At 67.6% G+C, this 15,871-nt stretch carries 16 protein-coding genes; 4 read left to right on the top strand and 12 right to left on the bottom strand.

Annotated features, from left to right (window positions below; all coding sequences use genetic code 11):
- Positions 1–59: 59 nt before the first annotated feature.
- The 8 genes from BM282_RS05250 to BM282_RS05215 all read right to left on the bottom strand — a co-directional run bounded on the left by BM282_RS05250 (position 60) and on the right by BM282_RS05215 (position 8,168).
- Positions 60–1,001, bottom strand: coding sequence for an FAD-dependent monooxygenase (locus tag BM282_RS05250; protein WP_245758311.1), 942 nt, complete (start codon positions 999–1,001; stop codon positions 60–62).
- 2 nt (positions 1,002–1,003) lie between these two features.
- Entirely contained in the window at positions 1,004–2,230 is a 1,227-nt protein-coding gene (locus BM282_RS05245; RefSeq protein ID WP_089877588.1) for an ABC transporter substrate-binding protein, read from the bottom strand.
- Positions 2,231–2,444: 214 nt separating this feature from the next.
- Entirely contained in the window at positions 2,445–3,362 is a 918-nt protein-coding gene (locus tag BM282_RS05240; RefSeq protein ID WP_089877585.1) for a 1,4-dihydroxy-2-naphthoyl-CoA synthase, read from the bottom strand.
- Positions 3,363–3,477: 115 nt separating this feature from the next.
- Positions 3,478–3,948 (bottom strand): hypothetical protein, encoded by a 471-nt coding sequence (locus BM282_RS05235; RefSeq protein WP_245758310.1) that lies wholly within the window; start codon positions 3,946–3,948, stop codon positions 3,478–3,480.
- A 45-nt stretch (positions 3,949–3,993) separates the two neighbouring features.
- The gene (locus BM282_RS05230) at positions 3,994–4,248 is read right to left on the bottom strand and encodes a hypothetical protein (RefSeq protein WP_089877581.1); all 255 of its coding nucleotides are present in this window, start codon (positions 4,246–4,248) and stop codon (positions 3,994–3,996) included.
- 74 nt (positions 4,249–4,322) lie between these two features.
- Positions 4,323–6,089, bottom strand: a complete 1,767-nt coding sequence (gene menD, locus BM282_RS05225; RefSeq protein WP_089877578.1) for a 2-succinyl-5-enolpyruvyl-6-hydroxy-3-cyclohexene-1-carboxylic-acid synthase — start codon at positions 6,087–6,089, stop codon at positions 4,323–4,325.
- A gap of 16 nt (positions 6,090–6,105) precedes the next feature.
- Positions 6,106–7,455 carry an isochorismate synthase gene (locus BM282_RS05220; RefSeq protein ID WP_089877575.1) on the bottom strand — a complete coding sequence of 450 codons (1,350 nt, stop codon included), beginning with the start codon at positions 7,453–7,455 and terminating at the stop codon, positions 6,106–6,108.
- Positions 7,456–7,574: 119 nt separating this feature from the next.
- The gene (locus BM282_RS05215) at positions 7,575–8,168 is read right to left on the bottom strand and encodes a sulfite oxidase-like oxidoreductase (protein WP_089877573.1); all 594 of its coding nucleotides are present in this window, start codon (positions 8,166–8,168) and stop codon (positions 7,575–7,577) included.
- A gap of 182 nt (positions 8,169–8,350) precedes the next feature.
- Here BM282_RS05215 and BM282_RS05210 point away from each other — a divergent pair, with 182 nt between their 5' ends.
- The 3 genes from BM282_RS05210 (at position 8,351) to BM282_RS05200 (ending at position 10,694) form a co-directional block, all read left to right on the top strand.
- Positions 8,351–8,560, top strand: coding sequence for a ribbon-helix-helix domain-containing protein (locus BM282_RS05210; RefSeq protein ID WP_089877571.1), 210 nt, complete (start codon positions 8,351–8,353; stop codon positions 8,558–8,560).
- A gap of 68 nt (positions 8,561–8,628) precedes the next feature.
- The gene (locus tag BM282_RS05205) at positions 8,629–8,907 is read left to right on the top strand and encodes a UPF0058 family protein (protein ID WP_089877568.1); all 279 of its coding nucleotides are present in this window, start codon (positions 8,629–8,631) and stop codon (positions 8,905–8,907) included.
- A gap of 131 nt (positions 8,908–9,038) precedes the next feature.
- Entirely contained in the window at positions 9,039–10,694 is a 1,656-nt protein-coding gene (locus tag BM282_RS05200) for a rhomboid family intramembrane serine protease (protein ID WP_175501391.1), read from the top strand.
- A gap of 39 nt (positions 10,695–10,733) precedes the next feature.
- On the opposite strand, the gene BM282_RS05195 is transcribed toward BM282_RS05200, so the two are convergent.
- From BM282_RS05195 to BM282_RS05185, 3 genes are all read right to left on the bottom strand, one after another.
- Entirely contained in the window at positions 10,734–11,357 is a 624-nt protein-coding gene (locus BM282_RS05195) for an METTL5 family protein (protein ID WP_089877563.1), read from the bottom strand.
- Positions 11,357–11,758 (bottom strand): hypothetical protein, encoded by a 402-nt coding sequence (locus BM282_RS05190; protein ID WP_089877561.1) that lies wholly within the window; start codon positions 11,756–11,758, stop codon positions 11,357–11,359. The genes BM282_RS05195 and BM282_RS05190 overlap by 1 nt, the downstream gene beginning before the upstream one ends.
- A 224-nt stretch (positions 11,759–11,982) precedes the next feature.
- Complete coding sequence (locus tag BM282_RS05185; RefSeq protein WP_089877559.1) at positions 11,983–12,918, bottom strand: lamin tail domain-containing protein; 936 nt, start codon at positions 12,916–12,918, stop codon at positions 11,983–11,985.
- Positions 12,919–13,048: 130 nt separating this feature from the next.
- Here BM282_RS05185 and BM282_RS05180 point away from each other — a divergent pair, with 130 nt between their 5' ends.
- Positions 13,049–14,002, top strand: a complete 954-nt coding sequence (locus BM282_RS05180) for a transcription initiation factor IIB (RefSeq protein WP_089877556.1) — start codon at positions 13,049–13,051, stop codon at positions 14,000–14,002.
- 131 nt (positions 14,003–14,133) lie between these two features.
- Here the strand turns inward: BM282_RS05180 and BM282_RS05175 are convergent, their stop codons facing one another.
- Entirely contained in the window at positions 14,134–15,834 is a 1,701-nt protein-coding gene (locus BM282_RS05175) for a flippase activity-associated protein Agl23 (RefSeq protein WP_089877553.1), read from the bottom strand.
- Positions 15,835–15,871 lie beyond the last annotated feature (37 nt).

Below are 15,871 nucleotides of genomic sequence, written 5' to 3'. Positions count from 1 at the left end.
TGTGTGAGTTCGAGGGCGCGAGAAGTGAGTAAGTTCCTATCGAACCCGCCGAGTTCGACTCAGCGACCGGGCGACTGCTCGACGCTTCGTCCCTCGCCGTCGTCGCCCGCCTCGAGGTGTTCGGCCAGTCGCTCGTGGGCGTCCCGCGTTCGCTCCTCGACGTCCTCCTCGGAGAGATACGTCGAGAGTCGGCGGTCGATGTCCGCCTCGCGAAGTTCGCGTAGACGCGCCTCGTCGACGTCGCAGTCCTCCGGCACTCGGTCGTCGAACCACTCGCGCCAGTCGTCTCTGTCGGGGTCGTCGCCCGCGAGTTCCGCGTCCCGTCGCATCCAGTCCCAGTGCGCCGCGAGCGGTTCGGGGTAGCCCTGTTCACGGCGGACGTCCGCGATGACCGTCCGGGCGACGCGTGCGCCGTGACCGGCCGAGCGTATCGCCTGCACGTTCGCACCGGGCACCGGCGCGGCGACGTACAGTCCGTCGAACGGCGTCCGTCCGTCGTCGTCGGGGTACTCCCGGTCGAATCGTTTGCGAGTCTCGCCGTCGCGTTCCTGAGTGACGAACATCGACTCGTCGCCCAGCGGTTCGAGACAGTCTCCGCCGTACCGGGCTGCCGCGACGACTCGCCTGGCCGTGGCCGTCCGGCCGTCGCTCGTAGTGACGGCGTATCCCGTCCCGTCGCGTCTGACTTCGGCGACGTGTTCGGAGACGACGTCGCACCCGGCCGCTTCGGCGTGGTCGTGCATGAGGCCGTACAGGGTGTCCACGTCGATTCCGCCCGGGAATCCGAGGTAGTTCTCCAGATACGCACACTGCCGGAGCGACGAGCGACCCCGGTCGAAGACGACGGTGTCGAGTCCGTACCGACCGGTGAAGACGCCCAGCGAACACCCCGTCGGACCGCCACCGACGACGACCACGTCGTGGTCGAACGCCGCGTCCGCCTCCGACGTCGCGTCCTCCGCGCGCTCTGCGTCCGTCTCCGCGTGTTCGTCGGCGCCCATTCTCAGACGTCTCCCGCGACGATGTCGGCGACTCGCTGTCGGTCGAACAACTGAGTGTCGCTCGTCACGTCGCCGAACTCCTCGGGGAACAGTTGTTGCGCGCCGCGTTCGGTCAAGAAGAGGTTCTGAATCGGCCCCTGGTACAGGTAGCCGCCGCGGTAGACGCGTCCGTTCTGTACCGCCGTCAGTTCGCTCGCGACGGGGTGCGAGCGCATGAATTCGAGGACGGTGTCACGGAACTCGGTCGCCGACTTGCGCTCGTGCGCGCGCAGGAGGATGACGTCGGGGTCTATCTCCAGCATCGTCTCGTAGTCTATCTTCCCGCGGTCGGTGGTGCTGAGACCCTCGACGCCGGTCCCGGCGAGCGCGTCGCTCACGCCGAGGTCGCGCCACTGCTTCTTGCTCGTCCCCTTGTCGTTGAGGCGGTACGGCGAGAACTTCTCGGGTTCGTCGCTCCCCGCGTACACCAAGAGGACGTTGGGTCGTTCGTCCGCCGGCGGCAGACGGCTCTGGATATCGGCGATGAACTCGTCGTGAAGCGACTCGAACGCCTCGTAGCGCTCCGTCTCCTGAAAGACGCGTGCGACCTTCTCGAACGCCTCGTACAGCGTGTAGTAGCGGTAGTCGTGCCACTCGTCTTCGCGCCGGAAGACGAGGTTGCCCACGAACGGCGCGACCTGCTCCGTAATCTCGTCGACGTCCTGTGGTTCCCACCCGAACCAGTTGACGAGCATCTTCGGGTCCATCAGATGGACGTCGTTGTTCAACTCGTAGAACGCCTCTTTGGACATGTCGGCGTCCGACAGTTGGTTCGCTTCGAGTTTCTCGCGGTCGACGCTCACGCCCGGCAGTTCGTCGTAGACGTACGTGTAGTACCGGTCTGCGCTCCCGATGCCGGTCATCCCGTCGCCGACGCCGAGAGCGACACCCATGTCGGCGTAGCCGCCGTCGTACGCGACCCACGAGTCGGGGACCGACTCGAAGGTGACCTCGCCGACCGGCGCCATCGACACCGAGTACGAGGTGTCCGTTTCGGTCGTCTCGGTCGCAGTCGCTTCGGTCGCAGTCGCCTCGGGCGTCGACGTCGCGGCGTCGGTGGTCGCTCCGGACTCGTCGTCGGTCGAACTGCCGGTGCATCCCGCCAACAGCGCTCCGCCGAGCACTGCACCGCCGTACTTCAGATAGTCGCGTCGAGTCGGTGCGTCGGGTGCTGCATCCTCTCCAGCCATATTTTTAGGCCAGCCTAAAGTCATAAAGCTGTTCCGACTTTTCGGCGACCCTAAAATGAACGCCGAATAGGGAGTCCGCTCACGAGTGCTTCAAGCTTACTGTCCCGCGCGAGCGAACGACGTGAGCGAGGCGCGGCTTTTTTCCCTCCAGGTTTTTGCGGGGGTTCGAGGCGACGGCGAAGCCGTCGCCGAGGACCCCCTGGAAAAAGGTGGGTTAGTAGAACCAGGGATACTCTCTAAATTCGGGGTCGCGCTTCTCCAAGAACGCGTCTCTCCCCTCTTGAGCCTCCTCGGTCATGTAGCCGAGACGCGTCGCCTCGCCCGCGAACACCTGTTGTCCGACGAGGCCGTCGTCGGTCATGTTGAACGCGTACTTGAGCATCCGCATCGCCATCGGCGACTTCTTCGTCATCTCGTCGGCCCACTCCAAGGCCACGTCCTCTAACTCCTCGTGCGGAATCGCCTCGTTCGCCATCCCCATGTCGACGGCCTCCTCGGCGGAGTACGTCTTCCCGCGGAAGAACACCTCTCTGGCCTTCTTCTGGCCGACCTGTTTCGCGAGGTAGGCGGAGCCGAACCCGCCGTCGAACGAGGCCACGTCGGGGTCCGTCTGGAGGAACTTCGCGTGTTCCTCGGAGGCGAGCGTCAGGTCGCAGACGACGTGCAGGGAGTGGCCGCCGCCGACGGCCCATCCGGGGACGACGGCGACGACGGGTTTGGGCATGAACCGGATGAGTCGCTGGACTTCGAGGATGTGGAGTCGCCCCGCCTTCGCCTCGCGGACGAGTGGGTCGTCGCCCTCGTCGGCCGCGTCGTCGTCGCGGTACTCGTAGCCCGACCCGCCGCGGACGGACTGGTCGCCGCCGGCGCAGAACGCCCACCCGCCGTCCTTCTCGGAGGGGCCGTTGCCGGTGAGGAGGACACAGCCCACGTCGGCCTGTTTGCGGGCGTGGTCGAGGGCGGCGTACAGTTCGTCGACCGTACCGGGGCGGAACGCGTTCCGTTTCTCGGGTCGGTCGAAGGCGATGCGGACCGCCGGGACGTCCACCGCCCGGTGGTAGGTGATGTCGTCGAACTCGTCGGAACCGGCGACGGGTTCCCACCGTTCGGGGTCGAAGATGTCCGAGACCATACCGACGAGGCGGCCGGTGCGCGCAAAAAGATTCGCTTACCGCGCGGGGACGGGCCGCGGAACCCGTCGCCCGCGAGACGCGGAGGACGAGAGCGGGGGAAAACCGTTCGACCGGTCAGAGTCGTCGCGCGGACTCGACGCCGTTGGCGACGAACGGGAACGCGAGGAGGCCCGCGGTGCCGACGACGAACCCCGCGACGATGGCCGCCGCGAGGTCGGGCGGCGTCGGCGAGAACACGCCCGCGCCGACGGTTCCGAAGACGGCGACGAGGTAGACGACGTTGTACCAGAGCGTTCGGACGGCGGCGTAGAACACCGAGAACGGGGGCCACTCCGGCCCGAGGGAGAGGCGGCCGTTTCGGTACGCGGCGACGCCGACGGAGAGGGCGACGGCCGCACCGAGGGCGGCCGAGGAGGCGACGAAGTCGCCGGAGAACGCGGCGACGACGAGGGCGGGAAGCCCCAACACCGTCGCCTCCGCCGTCCCGTCGAACAGGTCTTCGAGCCAGCGGCCGAGTTCGTCGTTATCCTCGCGGGGACGGACCTGCCTCGCCTCCGTCTCGGAGTCGGTGGCACCTCGTGACATGTACGTCACGTCGGCGGGCGGCGTGAAAAACACTGGGTCCCGGACTCAGTACGCGAGGACGCGCCACGCCCACTCGGACACCGACGGTGCTCCGAGCGAGTCCGGTCGGTCGACGGCCACGTCGACGCGCACCTCGTACCGGAACTCGGTCTCCCAGCGACTCGTCACCGCGCCGGACTCGTTCGTCCGCGTCGCCCTGACGTGCCCGGAACCACCGGCGACGACGCCGCGGTCGGTGTCGAGTGTCATCCGCATCCGGGCGTCTTCGACGGCGAGTGCGCCGGGGCGAGAGAGCGCCACGCGGGCACCCGCACGGAGGGCGGAGGCGGAGGATACACCCGTTCTTCGCCGAACCGATTAGAAAAATGTACTGTTCACTCTGTGAGTTCGCCGACGATTCGGGCGCGAATCTCGTCGCGGAGGCGGTGACTCTCCTCGGCGTCGGTGACGACTTCTATCACGTGCGACCCGTCCTCCTTCGTCGCCGTCTCGTACGCCTCGCGGAATCCGTCTCTGTCGTCGCCGGCGACGCGGGCGAACGAGAGGCCGTAGAGGTCGGCGCTCGGTTCGAAGTCGAGGCCGTGCGGCGTCTTGAACTGGGCGGTGAAGGGCGGGTCGAACCGCTCGATGGGGAGCATGTGGAAGATGCCGCCGCCGTCGTTGTTGACGACGACCACGGTGGCGTCCACGTCCGAACGACCGATAGCGAGGAGGCCGTTCATGTCGTGGTAGTACGCGATGTCGCCGGTGACGAGCGTCAGGTCGTCCGTCGTCGCCGACCCCGCGCCGAGCGCCGTCGACGTGATACCGTCGATGCCCGAGGCACCGCGGTTGCCGAGGACGGTCAGATTCTTCGTCGTCGGCGCGGCGAACCGGTCGGCGTCGCGGACGGGCATGGAGTTCGATACGAACACCGTCGCCGGGTCGGGGGCGAGTTCGAACACGTCGGCGAGGATGCGACCCTCGAACCCGGCGGTGTCGGCGTCGGTCGCGAAATCACTCACGACGGATTCGTGCGTCGCGTCGGCGTCCTCCCAGCGCCGCCGCCAGTCCGGACTCCCCGGCCCGGCGAGGAGACGAGAGAGGCGGCCCATCAGTCGCGACGGGTCGGCGACGACGAGGTCGGTGGCCGTGAACTCGGCCTCGCGCCACCCCGCGGCGGGGTCGACGACGAGTTGCTCGGCGTCGACGCGGGCGAGGTACTTGCGGAGCGGTTTCGACGTGGGCGACGCGCCGAAGCGGAACACCACGTCCGGGTCGGGCCACGACGCGGTGACCGACTCGTCGAGGAAGTCGTCGTAGCCGCCGACGACGGGCGCGACGCGGACGTGCCCGCCGAAGCGAACGCCGGAGAGCGGGTCCGCGAGGACGGGGAATCCGGTCGCGTGCGCGAACGCCGCGAGCGCCTCGCGTTCGACGCCGGGAGCGTCCGCGGGGCCGGCGACGACGAGTCCTCGGGGCTTCGACAGTCGCTCGGCCACCTCGCGGAGCGTGTCGTCGTCGAGTTCGGGCACGCCCGCCGTCGTCCGGACGAACGCGCCGTCGCGGCCCGACGCGGCGAGTTCTGGCAGGTCGTCCGGTACGTCGCCCGCCACCTCGACCGGTTCGAGCGGCTTTCTGAACGGGAAGTTCAGGTGGACCGGTCCGGCGGGCGTTCCCGTCGCCTTCGCGAGTCCGCGTGCGGCCGTGGTTCGGAGCGAGCGGAGTTTCCGCGGCGTCGCCTCCGGTTCGGCCACGTCCTTGTACCACCGGACCGAGTCGCCGAACAGTTTCGCTTGGTCGATGGTCTGGTTGGCCCCCGAATCTCTGAGTTCCGGCGGGCGGTCCGCGGTGAGGAGGAGCATCGGGACGCGCGACTGCGACGCCTCGATGACCGCGGGGTGGAAGTTCGCGACGGCGGTGCCCGAGGTACAGACGAGCGGTGTCACGTCGCCCGTCCGACGGGCGCGGCCGAGGGCGAAGAACGCCGACGAACGCTCGTCTAAGTGCGAGAACACGTGGACGTCGTCGTGTCTGTCGAACGCTTCGGTCAGGGGTGTCGAACGGCTTCCGGGCGTGATGCAGACGGCGTCGACGCCGGCGTCGGCCAGTTCGTCGACGACGGTGCGAGCCCAGAGGACGTTTCGGTTTGGTGCGGTCATATCTGTGAGCGAACAGCTATCGGCGTTCGAGTTCGTCGAGGAGGGCGCGATACTTCAGTTGGACCTCGTCCCACTCGCCGTCGGGGTCCGAGTCGGAGACGATGCCGACGCCGGCGAACAGCGTCGCCGTCGCGCCGCGGACGACGGCGGACCGGAGGGCGACGGCGAACGACCCGTAGCCCGCGGCGTCGATCCACCCGACGGGCGAGGCGTACCACCCACGGTCGAACGGTTCCGTCTCGCGGATGGTCTCTAAGGCCTTCGCGGGCGGGAGGCCGCCGACGGCGGGCGTCGGGTGAAGCGCCTCCACGAGCGAGAGGACGTGTTCGTTCCTCGCGAGCGTCGCCGTGATTGGCGTCCAGAGGTGCTGGACGGTCGCGAGGCGTTTGACGCGCCGTTCCGGGGCGTTGACCGACGAGGCGAACGGCGAGAGTTGGTCGCGTATCGTCTCGGCGACGAGTGCGTGTTCGTGGACGTTCTTCTCGTCGCCCAGCAGTTCGCGAGCCAACCACTCGTCTTCGGCGGGCGTCTCGCCCCGGCCCGTCGTCCCCGCCAGCGCGTCCGTCTCGACGGTTCGCCCGCGGAGGCTGACGAGTCGTTCCGGCGTCGCGCCGAAGAACGACGCCTGCGGCCGGTCCGCCTCGGGTTCGGGTTCGACGAGGAAGCGATAACACTCGGGGTAGGAGTCGCCGAGTCGTTCGAGGACGTCGGGAATCGAGAGGTCCGTCTCCAAGTCCGCCTCCAGCGCCTGCGCGAGGACGACCTTCCGAAGGTCGCCGTCGCGGATGCGTTCGACGGCGGCGTTCACGCTCGCGTTCCAGTCGTCTCTGGCCGTCGTCCGGCGCCTGTCGACGACGCCCGGCGGGTCGGCGACCGGACCGGGGTCCGGCAGCGACGCGATGCGTTCGCGTTCGGTCGCGAGACGCTCTTCGACCGCGTCGGCGTCGGCGTCCGGGCCGACGGCGTTGACGGTGAGCCACGTCCCGTTGTCGGCGTAGGTGACCTGCACGCGGGGGAAGACGAACCGCGCGCCGGGGAAGTCCTCCCACGGCGACCCGTCCGCGCTGTCGGCGTGGAAGGCGAACCCGCCGAACAGACGCGGACGGGCCGCTTCGGTCCCCGCGTGGACGTCGCCCGAGGAGAACAGGTCCTCTGCGGCCTCGCGGACGCGGTCGAATCGGTTCGGCCCGTCCGCGGTCACCGTCGCGGCGGCCCCGCTGCCGACGACTGTCGCCTCGTCGGGCGCAGACCAGACGGTACGCGGCGCGTCGGCGGCGCGGAGGACGGCGCGAAACGACGGTGCCGACACGGGAACCGACCTGCTGACGAGGTGTGTCTCTGCCTCGTCAGTCCGCAGCGATGCCATTTGCTGGAGATGAGGAGGCCACAGTCTTTTACCTGACTATCCCGGAACGGCGGCGTCCGAGAACGAGCGTCGCCGAGAATCGCAGAGAGAGGGCGCGTCGAGGCCGACGCCCAGCGCGTCTAACTGTACCGTTCCTCGTTCCACGGGTTCGCCGTGTTCGAGTAGCCGCGCTTCTCCCAGTAGCCGCGTTCGGGTTCGGTGAGGAACTCGACGCCCGAGACCCACTTCGCGCCCTTGTAGGCGTACTTGTGCGGCGTCACGACGCGGAGCGGTCCGCCGTGGTCCGGCGGCAGGAACTCGCCGTCGTACTCGTAGACGAACAGGACTTCGTCGCGCATGCAGTCTTCGAGCGGGAGGTTGGTCGTGTAGCCGTCGAGGGCGTGGAACATTACGTGAACAGCGTCCGGGTCGACGCCAGCCATCTCCGCCAGCGTGGGGAAGGTGACGCCGGTGAACTCGCAGTCGAACTTCGACCACCCGGTGACGCAGTGGAAGTCCTGCACCTGCGTCTCCGACGGGAGGTCTTCGAACTCCTCGTACGAGAACGTGAGTTCCTCGTCGACGGCACCCCACACCTCGAACGTCCAGTCGGCAGGGTCCCACGACGGCGTACCACTCTTCGAAAGCACCGGAAAGCGCGACGTCTCCCGCTGGCCGGACGGCAGTCTGTCGTCGCCGAACTCCTCGTAGAGTCCCGTGACGTCCTTACTCATGTTCGTACGTTCGTCGGAGCGTACCTAACGGTGACGACTCCGGAGCATCCGTGCTATCGGCTCGACGAACATCGGTTCGCACGGAAGAAACGAAACGTAAGAACGAGGGAGTAGACGTTCGTCGAATGCGAAAAGCCGGGCGCAGGAGTTAAATAACCCGCCTTCAAACCCCCGGGCGTTAGATGCCGAAAGTTAATATCAACGTTCCCGAGCACATCGAGATGCAGATTGCGCAACTCGTGGAACAGGGAGAGTTCGTGAACCGCGAGGAAGCCATCGAAGAACTCCTCTCGACGGGCATTCGCGCGTTCAAGACGAGCGGTCCGATGGACGAGGAGGACCGCTTCGAGGACGACGGGATGATGGGCCACGAAGACGAGTACGTCTTCTGAGACGCCCGGACTCGCGTGTCAGCCAACCCCAATAATCCTTAAATCGACCTCTCGCATAACCCACGACAATGCACAAAGACGAACTCCTCGAACTTCACGAGCAGATGGTGACCATCAAGGACCACTTCGCTGCTCAAGAGCACGTCAACGGGGAGCTCTTCGAACCGTACGAACAGCTCGCCGTGGAACCGTCGCACGTCCACAAGTCCAAGAGCGAGCACAAACACGCCGTCTTCGTCCTCGGCAACGCGCTCGCGGCGGCGATGAGCGAGGACGAGTTCTCCAACGCCGGCCGCGTCGGCAAGCGGATGGAGGAACTCGCCGAGGACGCCGAGTCCAAACTCTGAACGGGACTCGTTCTCCGGGGGCCGCCCACCGACAGCGTCATGGCAGCGAGAGCCGTAGCCGTGTCAGTCGTCGGCCACGCACACGCTCACGGGCGGCAGGAGTTTCATAACGCCGCCGGCGAACTACGCTCATGATGGACACTCCGGGAACACTAGCGGTTCAGCGTGCGCTGCTCGTCGCCGCCGTCGTCTTCTCCATCGCCGTCGTTCTCCTCCTCGACCGGTCGACGAGTCGCGCTCGGTCGGCGCTCCGCGAACGATTCCTCCTCGGCGTTCCGTGGGGGACGGTCGTCAGCGTTCTCGGCGTCCTCGCCGTCTACCTGTTCGTCCAAGGGGGGCTCGGGTACTGGAACCGCCCGGTGACGCTCCCGTTCCGGGCGTGGTCGTACTTCTACCCGCTCGGCGTACTCACCGCGGCGTTCTCGCACGGCGGACCGGGTCACCTCCTCGGAAATCTCATCGGGACGGTGACGTTCGCCCCCCTCGCGGAGTACGCGTGGGGTCACTACGCGCGAGAGCGCGGGAGCACGTCGTTCGGGTCGTGGCGGACGAACCCGTACGTCCGCGCGTTCGTCGTCTTCCCCGCCGTCGTCTTCGTCGTCGGCATCCTCACCTCCGCGTTCGCGCTCGGCCCCATCATCGGCTTCTCCGGCGTCGTCTTCGCGTTCGCGGGGTTCGCACTCGTCAACTATCCGCTCGCGACGGTCGTCGCCCTCGCGGCCGGACGCGTCGTCCGCGTGTTCTACAACGCCGTTCAGGTCCCGCAACTCACCGCCAGCGGTCACCCCGCCTACGTCACGCCGTGGTGGGCCGACATCGCGATTCAGGGCCACGCGCTCGGTCTCTTCCTCGGCGTGCTCCTCGGGTTGGCCGTCGTACGGTCCCGACCGAGAACCGCGCGGCCCTCGGCGGCCAGACTGTGGGCCGGAACGCTCCTGTTCGGCATCCAGCAGTCGATGTGGGCCGTCTACTGGTACCGCGGCGGCGAGACGTACGTCCTCTACCGGGCGGTCGGCGTCGCCCTCGTTCTGGCGCTCGCGACGGTGGTGACGTTCACCGTCGTCGCCTCCGACCGCATCATCTTCGCGGACCTCTTCGACGGTGCCTTCTCGCTCCGAAAGTGGCAGGCCGGGGCGGCCTGTCTCGTCCTCGTCGCCGCCGCCATCTCCGGACCCGCGGTGCCGTACAACCTCTACACCGCCGACGACGGCGAACTCCCCGGCGAGGAGATGACCGTCCGCGACTACGAGGTGACGTACGCGGAGAACGTCTCGAACGGGATGACCGCCGTGTTCGACGTGGAGGCGTTCGGGGAGTCGACGGCGGTGACCACCTCGGGCGTCATCGTCAGGAGCCAAGAGCGGGGAATCTGGACGACGGCGGTGTCGAAAGGGCGACTCGCGTTCGACGGACAGGTCCCCGTTCTCGTCGGCGGCCCCGGGTGGCGCGAGACGGTGTTCGCCGTCCGCGACGGCTGGGTGACCACCGGCGGCAACACCACCTACCGCGTCCTCTTGAGCCACGACGAACGCGCACGCGTCGTCTACACCGCCGAACCCGCACGCGCCGGACCGGTCGTCGGCGGGCGGAACATCAGCATCGAGGCGGCACCGCAAGGGTACTACCTCCACGTCGCGCGGCAGAACAACTCGGTGAGCGCACGCCTCCCCGCGGAGAATCAGACCGCGACGCTGGACGGCCTCACGTTCACGCGACAAAAGAAGAAGCTGTTCGTCGAGTACGGCGATACGAAGCTCCAGATAGCGAGGCGAGAGCGGTACAAGTGACCGGCCTCGTTCGGTCGATGACCCACCTCGGGCAGTCGGTCAGCGCCACTCGATTCGGAACACTTCGGTCTCGATGTCCCGCGACTCGGACTCGTGGAACTCGAACTGCCTGTCGAGGTTGAACGTCGCGCGGAACGCGTGCGTCACCTCACCGCCCTCGTCGGCGGCGAACGCCTCGACGAACTCCTGTGAGCCCTCGTTGTGGACGGAGTACGACACGTCGGCGAGCGACGACGCCGTCTGCAAGAACGCTCTGTCGGCGTGTTCGTGGCCGTGTTGCGCGCCGAACGGCGGGTTCATGAGCACCGTCACCGGGCCGTCGATACAGAGCGGTGCGCGCGTCGCGTCGGCGCGGACCCAGTGGATTGGGGTGGTCGTCCCGACGCGGACGCGGTTCTCGCGTGCGGTTCCGAGCGCTTCGGCGTCCACGTCGACGCCGACGACGCGCGCCGGGCCCCGGAGGGCGGCGCCGAGGGCGAGCATCCCCGTTCCGGTTCCCAGGTCGACCACCGTCTTTCCCTCCACATCCCCGTTCAGGTCGGCGACGTGGACGACGTGGGCGGCCAGCGTCGGCGGTGTCGGGTACTGTTCGAGTTCGACGCGGGGGTTCTCGAACCCCGCGACGACGGAGAGCTGTGTTTCGAGCGCGGACTTCGTCGCCATCAGGCGGATATCGCGCCGGACACCGAAAAAGCGACCCCCTCGCGGTGCGCTCGCTCTTCGAGTGCGCGGAGCGCCGTCCGAACGGCCGCTTCGTCGGCCGCCTCGTCGACGGTGACCTCGACGCGGGCGGTCCCGAGGAACGACGCGGCGCGGACGTACGCTCGGAGTTCGTCGGCGACGTCCTGCGTCGCCAGCGGACAGTCCTCACCGAAACAGGCGTCGACGGTCAGCACCGTCGGATGATAGCCGTCTCCGACGAGTTCAGCCTTCACGTCGCGCAGGTAGTCCGGGGCCGTCGAGTCGAGACTCGACGCCGAGACGACGATTGGCGTCACGTCGCTGACGGTGTCGGTGGCTATCTCGTGGGGCGCAGACGCGTTCGAAGTGGGGGTCGTGCTCATGACACTAGCACATACCTGCTAATCATACAAAAGCCTTGTTGAATGTCCAATAGTAATATTATCGGGAGATTATCGAAGGACGGAGAAGAGTTGTGCGCGGGAGATGAACGGCCCGAGGGACTGAAGCCTCTCCGTGTGATACCAACGCATGGGGTCGCACGCTCCGCGTCCCCCATTCCCCCATTCCTCCCCCCTCGGACGCGGGTACTCGTCGTCGAGTCGCGTCAGTACCGACGCTCGGCCTCGACGACGCCGCGTCCGTCCCGAAGTTCGACCGTGTCCCCGCCGTTGTTCCACACCGCGGACTCGCGGCCCCAGTAGAGCGTCTCCCGACTGTCGGTTCCCCGTCCGGTCACGAGCGTCAGTTCCGCGCCGGGTTCGAGCGTCGTCCCCGGCGGGAAGTCGTACTCGTTGCCCGCCGCGTCGACGACGGACCAGCCCGTGAGATTCACCGACTCCTCGCCCTCGTTTCGGAAGACGACGTACTCGTCGTCGAGATTCTCGTTGTCGTCGCCCGCGGCGTCGGGGTGAATCCGAACGACGTCGATGGAGGCGTCGTCGGCGCTCGTTCCCGTCGTCGTCCGGTCGGCGCACGACCAGAGGCCGCGCCCCGCCGCGCGGGCGTCCGCCTCGGCGGCGCGATAGCGTTCACGTTCGGTAAAGGTACTGTCGTACACGCGAGCGTGTCCGGATTCGAGGAGTGCGAGGTTGAACGACCTCCCGTCGACGGAGACGTACGCGAGGAGACGGCCGTAGTAGCCGCGGCGGTCCGCCGTCTCGTCGAAGACGAGGGTGACTTCCTCGCCGGAGAGTCGCTCTCTCGCGTACGCGGAGGCGTCTTCGCCGGCGGCGTCGAGACAGGCGACGCCCGCCTCGGTGTCAGGGACGCCCTCGAACTCGCCCGGCGCGTTCGACCCGTACACCTCGGGCGTGTCGACGCCGAGGAGGCGAACGGTGTCGCGCGACCCGTTGGCGTATCGGACTTTCACCGTGTCGCCGTCCACGACTTCCGCGACGGTCACGGTGACGCTCGGACCGCCGAAGTCGGAGGTTCCGTCGGCGTCCGACGTCTCCGTCGGCGACGCGCCCGGAGAAACAGCCCCGAGACAGCCCGAGACGACGAGTACGGCGAGAACCACGAATACGGTTCGGCTACGCATACAGTTCGTTTCGACCGGTTACCGGATAATCAAATCGGTGTATGAACGGTCGTTACTACCATCTAATCATCGTATTCAGCCGACACGATAGCACAAAGACTTAAATGCATCCTCCACCACAAACCTTATAATGGAACGTCCGAGCCGCCAGCGTCAGCAGGAGCAGGAAGTGGAGCAGAGTTCCGACGAGCGGATTGCGTGCCCGGAGTGTGAGTCCACCAATATCATCACGGACGCTGACCAGGGGGAGTTAGTGTGCGACGACTGCGGCTTGGTCTTGGACGAGCGACAGATCGACCGCGGCCCGGAGTGGCGGGCGTTCAACCACTCCGAACGGCAGTCGAAGTCCCGCGTCGGCGCGCCCATCACCGAGACGATGCACGACCGCGGACTGACGACGACCATCGACTGGAAGGACAAAGACGCCTACGGACGCTCGCTCTCCTCGGAGAAGCGCTCGCAGATGCACCGACTCCGAAAGTGGCAGGAGCGAATCCGAACGAAGGACGCGGGCGAGCGAAACCTGCAGTTCGCGCTCTCGGAAATCGACCGGATGGCCTCCGCGCTCGGCGTTCCGCGCTCGGTTCGTGAAGTCGCGTCCGTCATCTATCGACGCGCGCTGAACGAGGACCTGATTCGCGGGCGCTCCATCGAGGGCGTCGCCACCTCCGCGCTCTACGCCGCCTGCCGGCAGGAAGGTATCCCCCGTTCGCTCGACGAAGTCGCCGAAGTGTCCCGCGTTCCGCAGAAGGAGATTGGACGGACGTACCGCTACATCTCCCAGGAACTCGGTCTGGAACTGAAGCCCGTCGACCCCAAGCAGTTCGTCCCGCGCTTCGCCTCCGCACTCGGTCTGAGCGAGGAGGTGCAGGCGAAGGCGACAGAGATAATCGACGTCTCCGCCGAACAGGGCCTGCTCTCGGGCAAGTCGCCCACGGGATTCGCGGCCGCCGCCATCTACGCCGCCTCCCTGCTCTGCAACGAGAAGAAGACCCAGCGCGAAGTCGCCGACGTCGCGCAGGTGACGGAAGTCACCATCCGCAACCGGTATCAAGAGCAGATCGAAGCGATGGGCTTCCGGTAACCCGACGACAGAGACGAAGCATCCTGTTCTTTCGACGCTGACGGCTGAGCGACGGCGTTCGGACTCCGCTTCTCGTCCGTTCGACGACTCCCGTACGCGACGACTCCCGCACGGTCACGGCTAGCGCGCGACTACGACTGCCGCACGAACACGACGGCGCGCCGGTCCCACAAGCCGAGGTGGTACCGAGTCGCCGCGTACTCGTCGCCGAGTCTGTCTCGCATCGCCCCGGAGAGACCAGGTTCGGTGACGACGATGGGCGGCGTCGAGTGGTTCCGCGCCCGTCGGTCGAACGTCGTCACGTTCTCCGTGCTGATGGTGTCCGCGTCGGCCCGTTCGAAGTACCACGGGAGGGGGAGTCGGTTCCCCCAGTTCTGGACGACCGGCGGCCACTCGTTTCCGGGGTCCCACGCCGTGTAGTAGTCGGGACCGACGTACAGCACCTCGGGCGTCGACGGGTCGTCGTCGGCGACGGCGGTGGCGTTCCGGAAGAGCGGAGTCAGGTCGTCGCTCGGTTGGGCGAACTGCGCGAGGTCGTTCGACCGGTCGGACGGGCCGTAGACGCCCGTCGCGGTGACCGCGCCGGCCTGCGCGACGACGGCGACGAGGAGGAGCGTCGTGGCCGCCACAGTCGCAACGTCCCGGTCGTCACCGCCGGCGACGGAGACGGTGTAGCGAAGCAGTGCCGCGCCGCCGACGGCCGCGAGGAGCGTGAGGGGGAGGACGACGTGGAGTGCGACCCACGGCGCGGACACCTCGGTCACGACGGGGAACACCGCGACGGCGACGGCGGCCCAGTAGACGAACGCGTCGACGAGGGGGCGACCGGGCGAGGTGACGTACCGGTTCCACGCGAAGACGGCGACGGCCGCGAGGAGAATCGGGAGGGCGACGTAGCCGAGCGTATCGAACAGGTCGCCGACGTAGGGGAACAGTTCGTGCGTCCAGTACGGCCAGCGGCGAAGGACGCGAACGCCGACGAACGACCAGAGGGCGCCGACGGTGGACTCGTAGAGGACGAGGTGCCACGTCGTCGGCCTCGTGAGACCGACGTCGACGTTCGGGCCGGCGCGCGGGGCGAAGAGGAGTACCGTCGTCCCGAGAAAGAGGAGCGAGGCGCGGACGGCGGACGCGGTTCGGCCCGCGACGCGCGAGCGAACCGACCCGAGGAGACGGCGGGCGGACGCACCTCCGTCGAGGACGGCGCTCGGTTGGTCGACGAGGAGGACGGCGACGGCCGCCCAGCAGAGGAGGTAGGCGGCCGCGAAGCCCGACGACCCGAGCGTCAGAGCGAGTGAGACGGCCGCGGCGTACGCGTCGCGTCTGCTCCGGCGGTCGTACGCGCGGAGCGAGAAGCCGACGAACGCGAGGGCGAACAGCGCGAGGGGAACGTCGCCGCGGAGGAAGCGCGAGTAGTAGACGAAGAGCGGGTTGAACCCGAGGAGCGCGGCGAACACCAGCGTCTCGGCGTCGTCGAGTCTGTCCCGGAAGAGCAGCGCACAGAGCGGCAGTGCCGCGCCGAGGACGGCGACGGGGAGACGTGCGAGCGCGTCGGAGACGCCGACGAGGGCGAATACCAGTCTGTCGAGGTGATAGAGGAGGGGACCACCGGCGAGGGGGCGGTATTCGAACGCACCGGTCTCCAGATAGCGGAGCGTCCAGTAGCCGACGCGGGCCTCGTCCCAGTGGAACGGCCGAGCACCGAGGCCGACGAGACGGACGAGGAGGGCGAGTGCGGCGAGGAAGACGACGGCCGCGGCGACTCGGTCCCCGCGGAACCGGAGGCCGAATCGAGTCGCGGCGCCGTCGTCGGCCGCGTCTCCGAGAGTCATGGGAGAGACTCCCGCGTAATCCCGTAGAAGCTTTTTG

The organism is Halogeometricum limi (assembly GCF_900115785.1).
In the GTDB taxonomy this organism is placed as follows: Archaea; Halobacteriota; Halobacteria; order Halobacteriales; family Haloferacaceae; genus Halogeometricum; species Halogeometricum limi.
The sequence above is the reverse complement of the archived record's forward strand: the minus strand, read 5'-3'. Positions and strand labels throughout refer to the sequence as shown.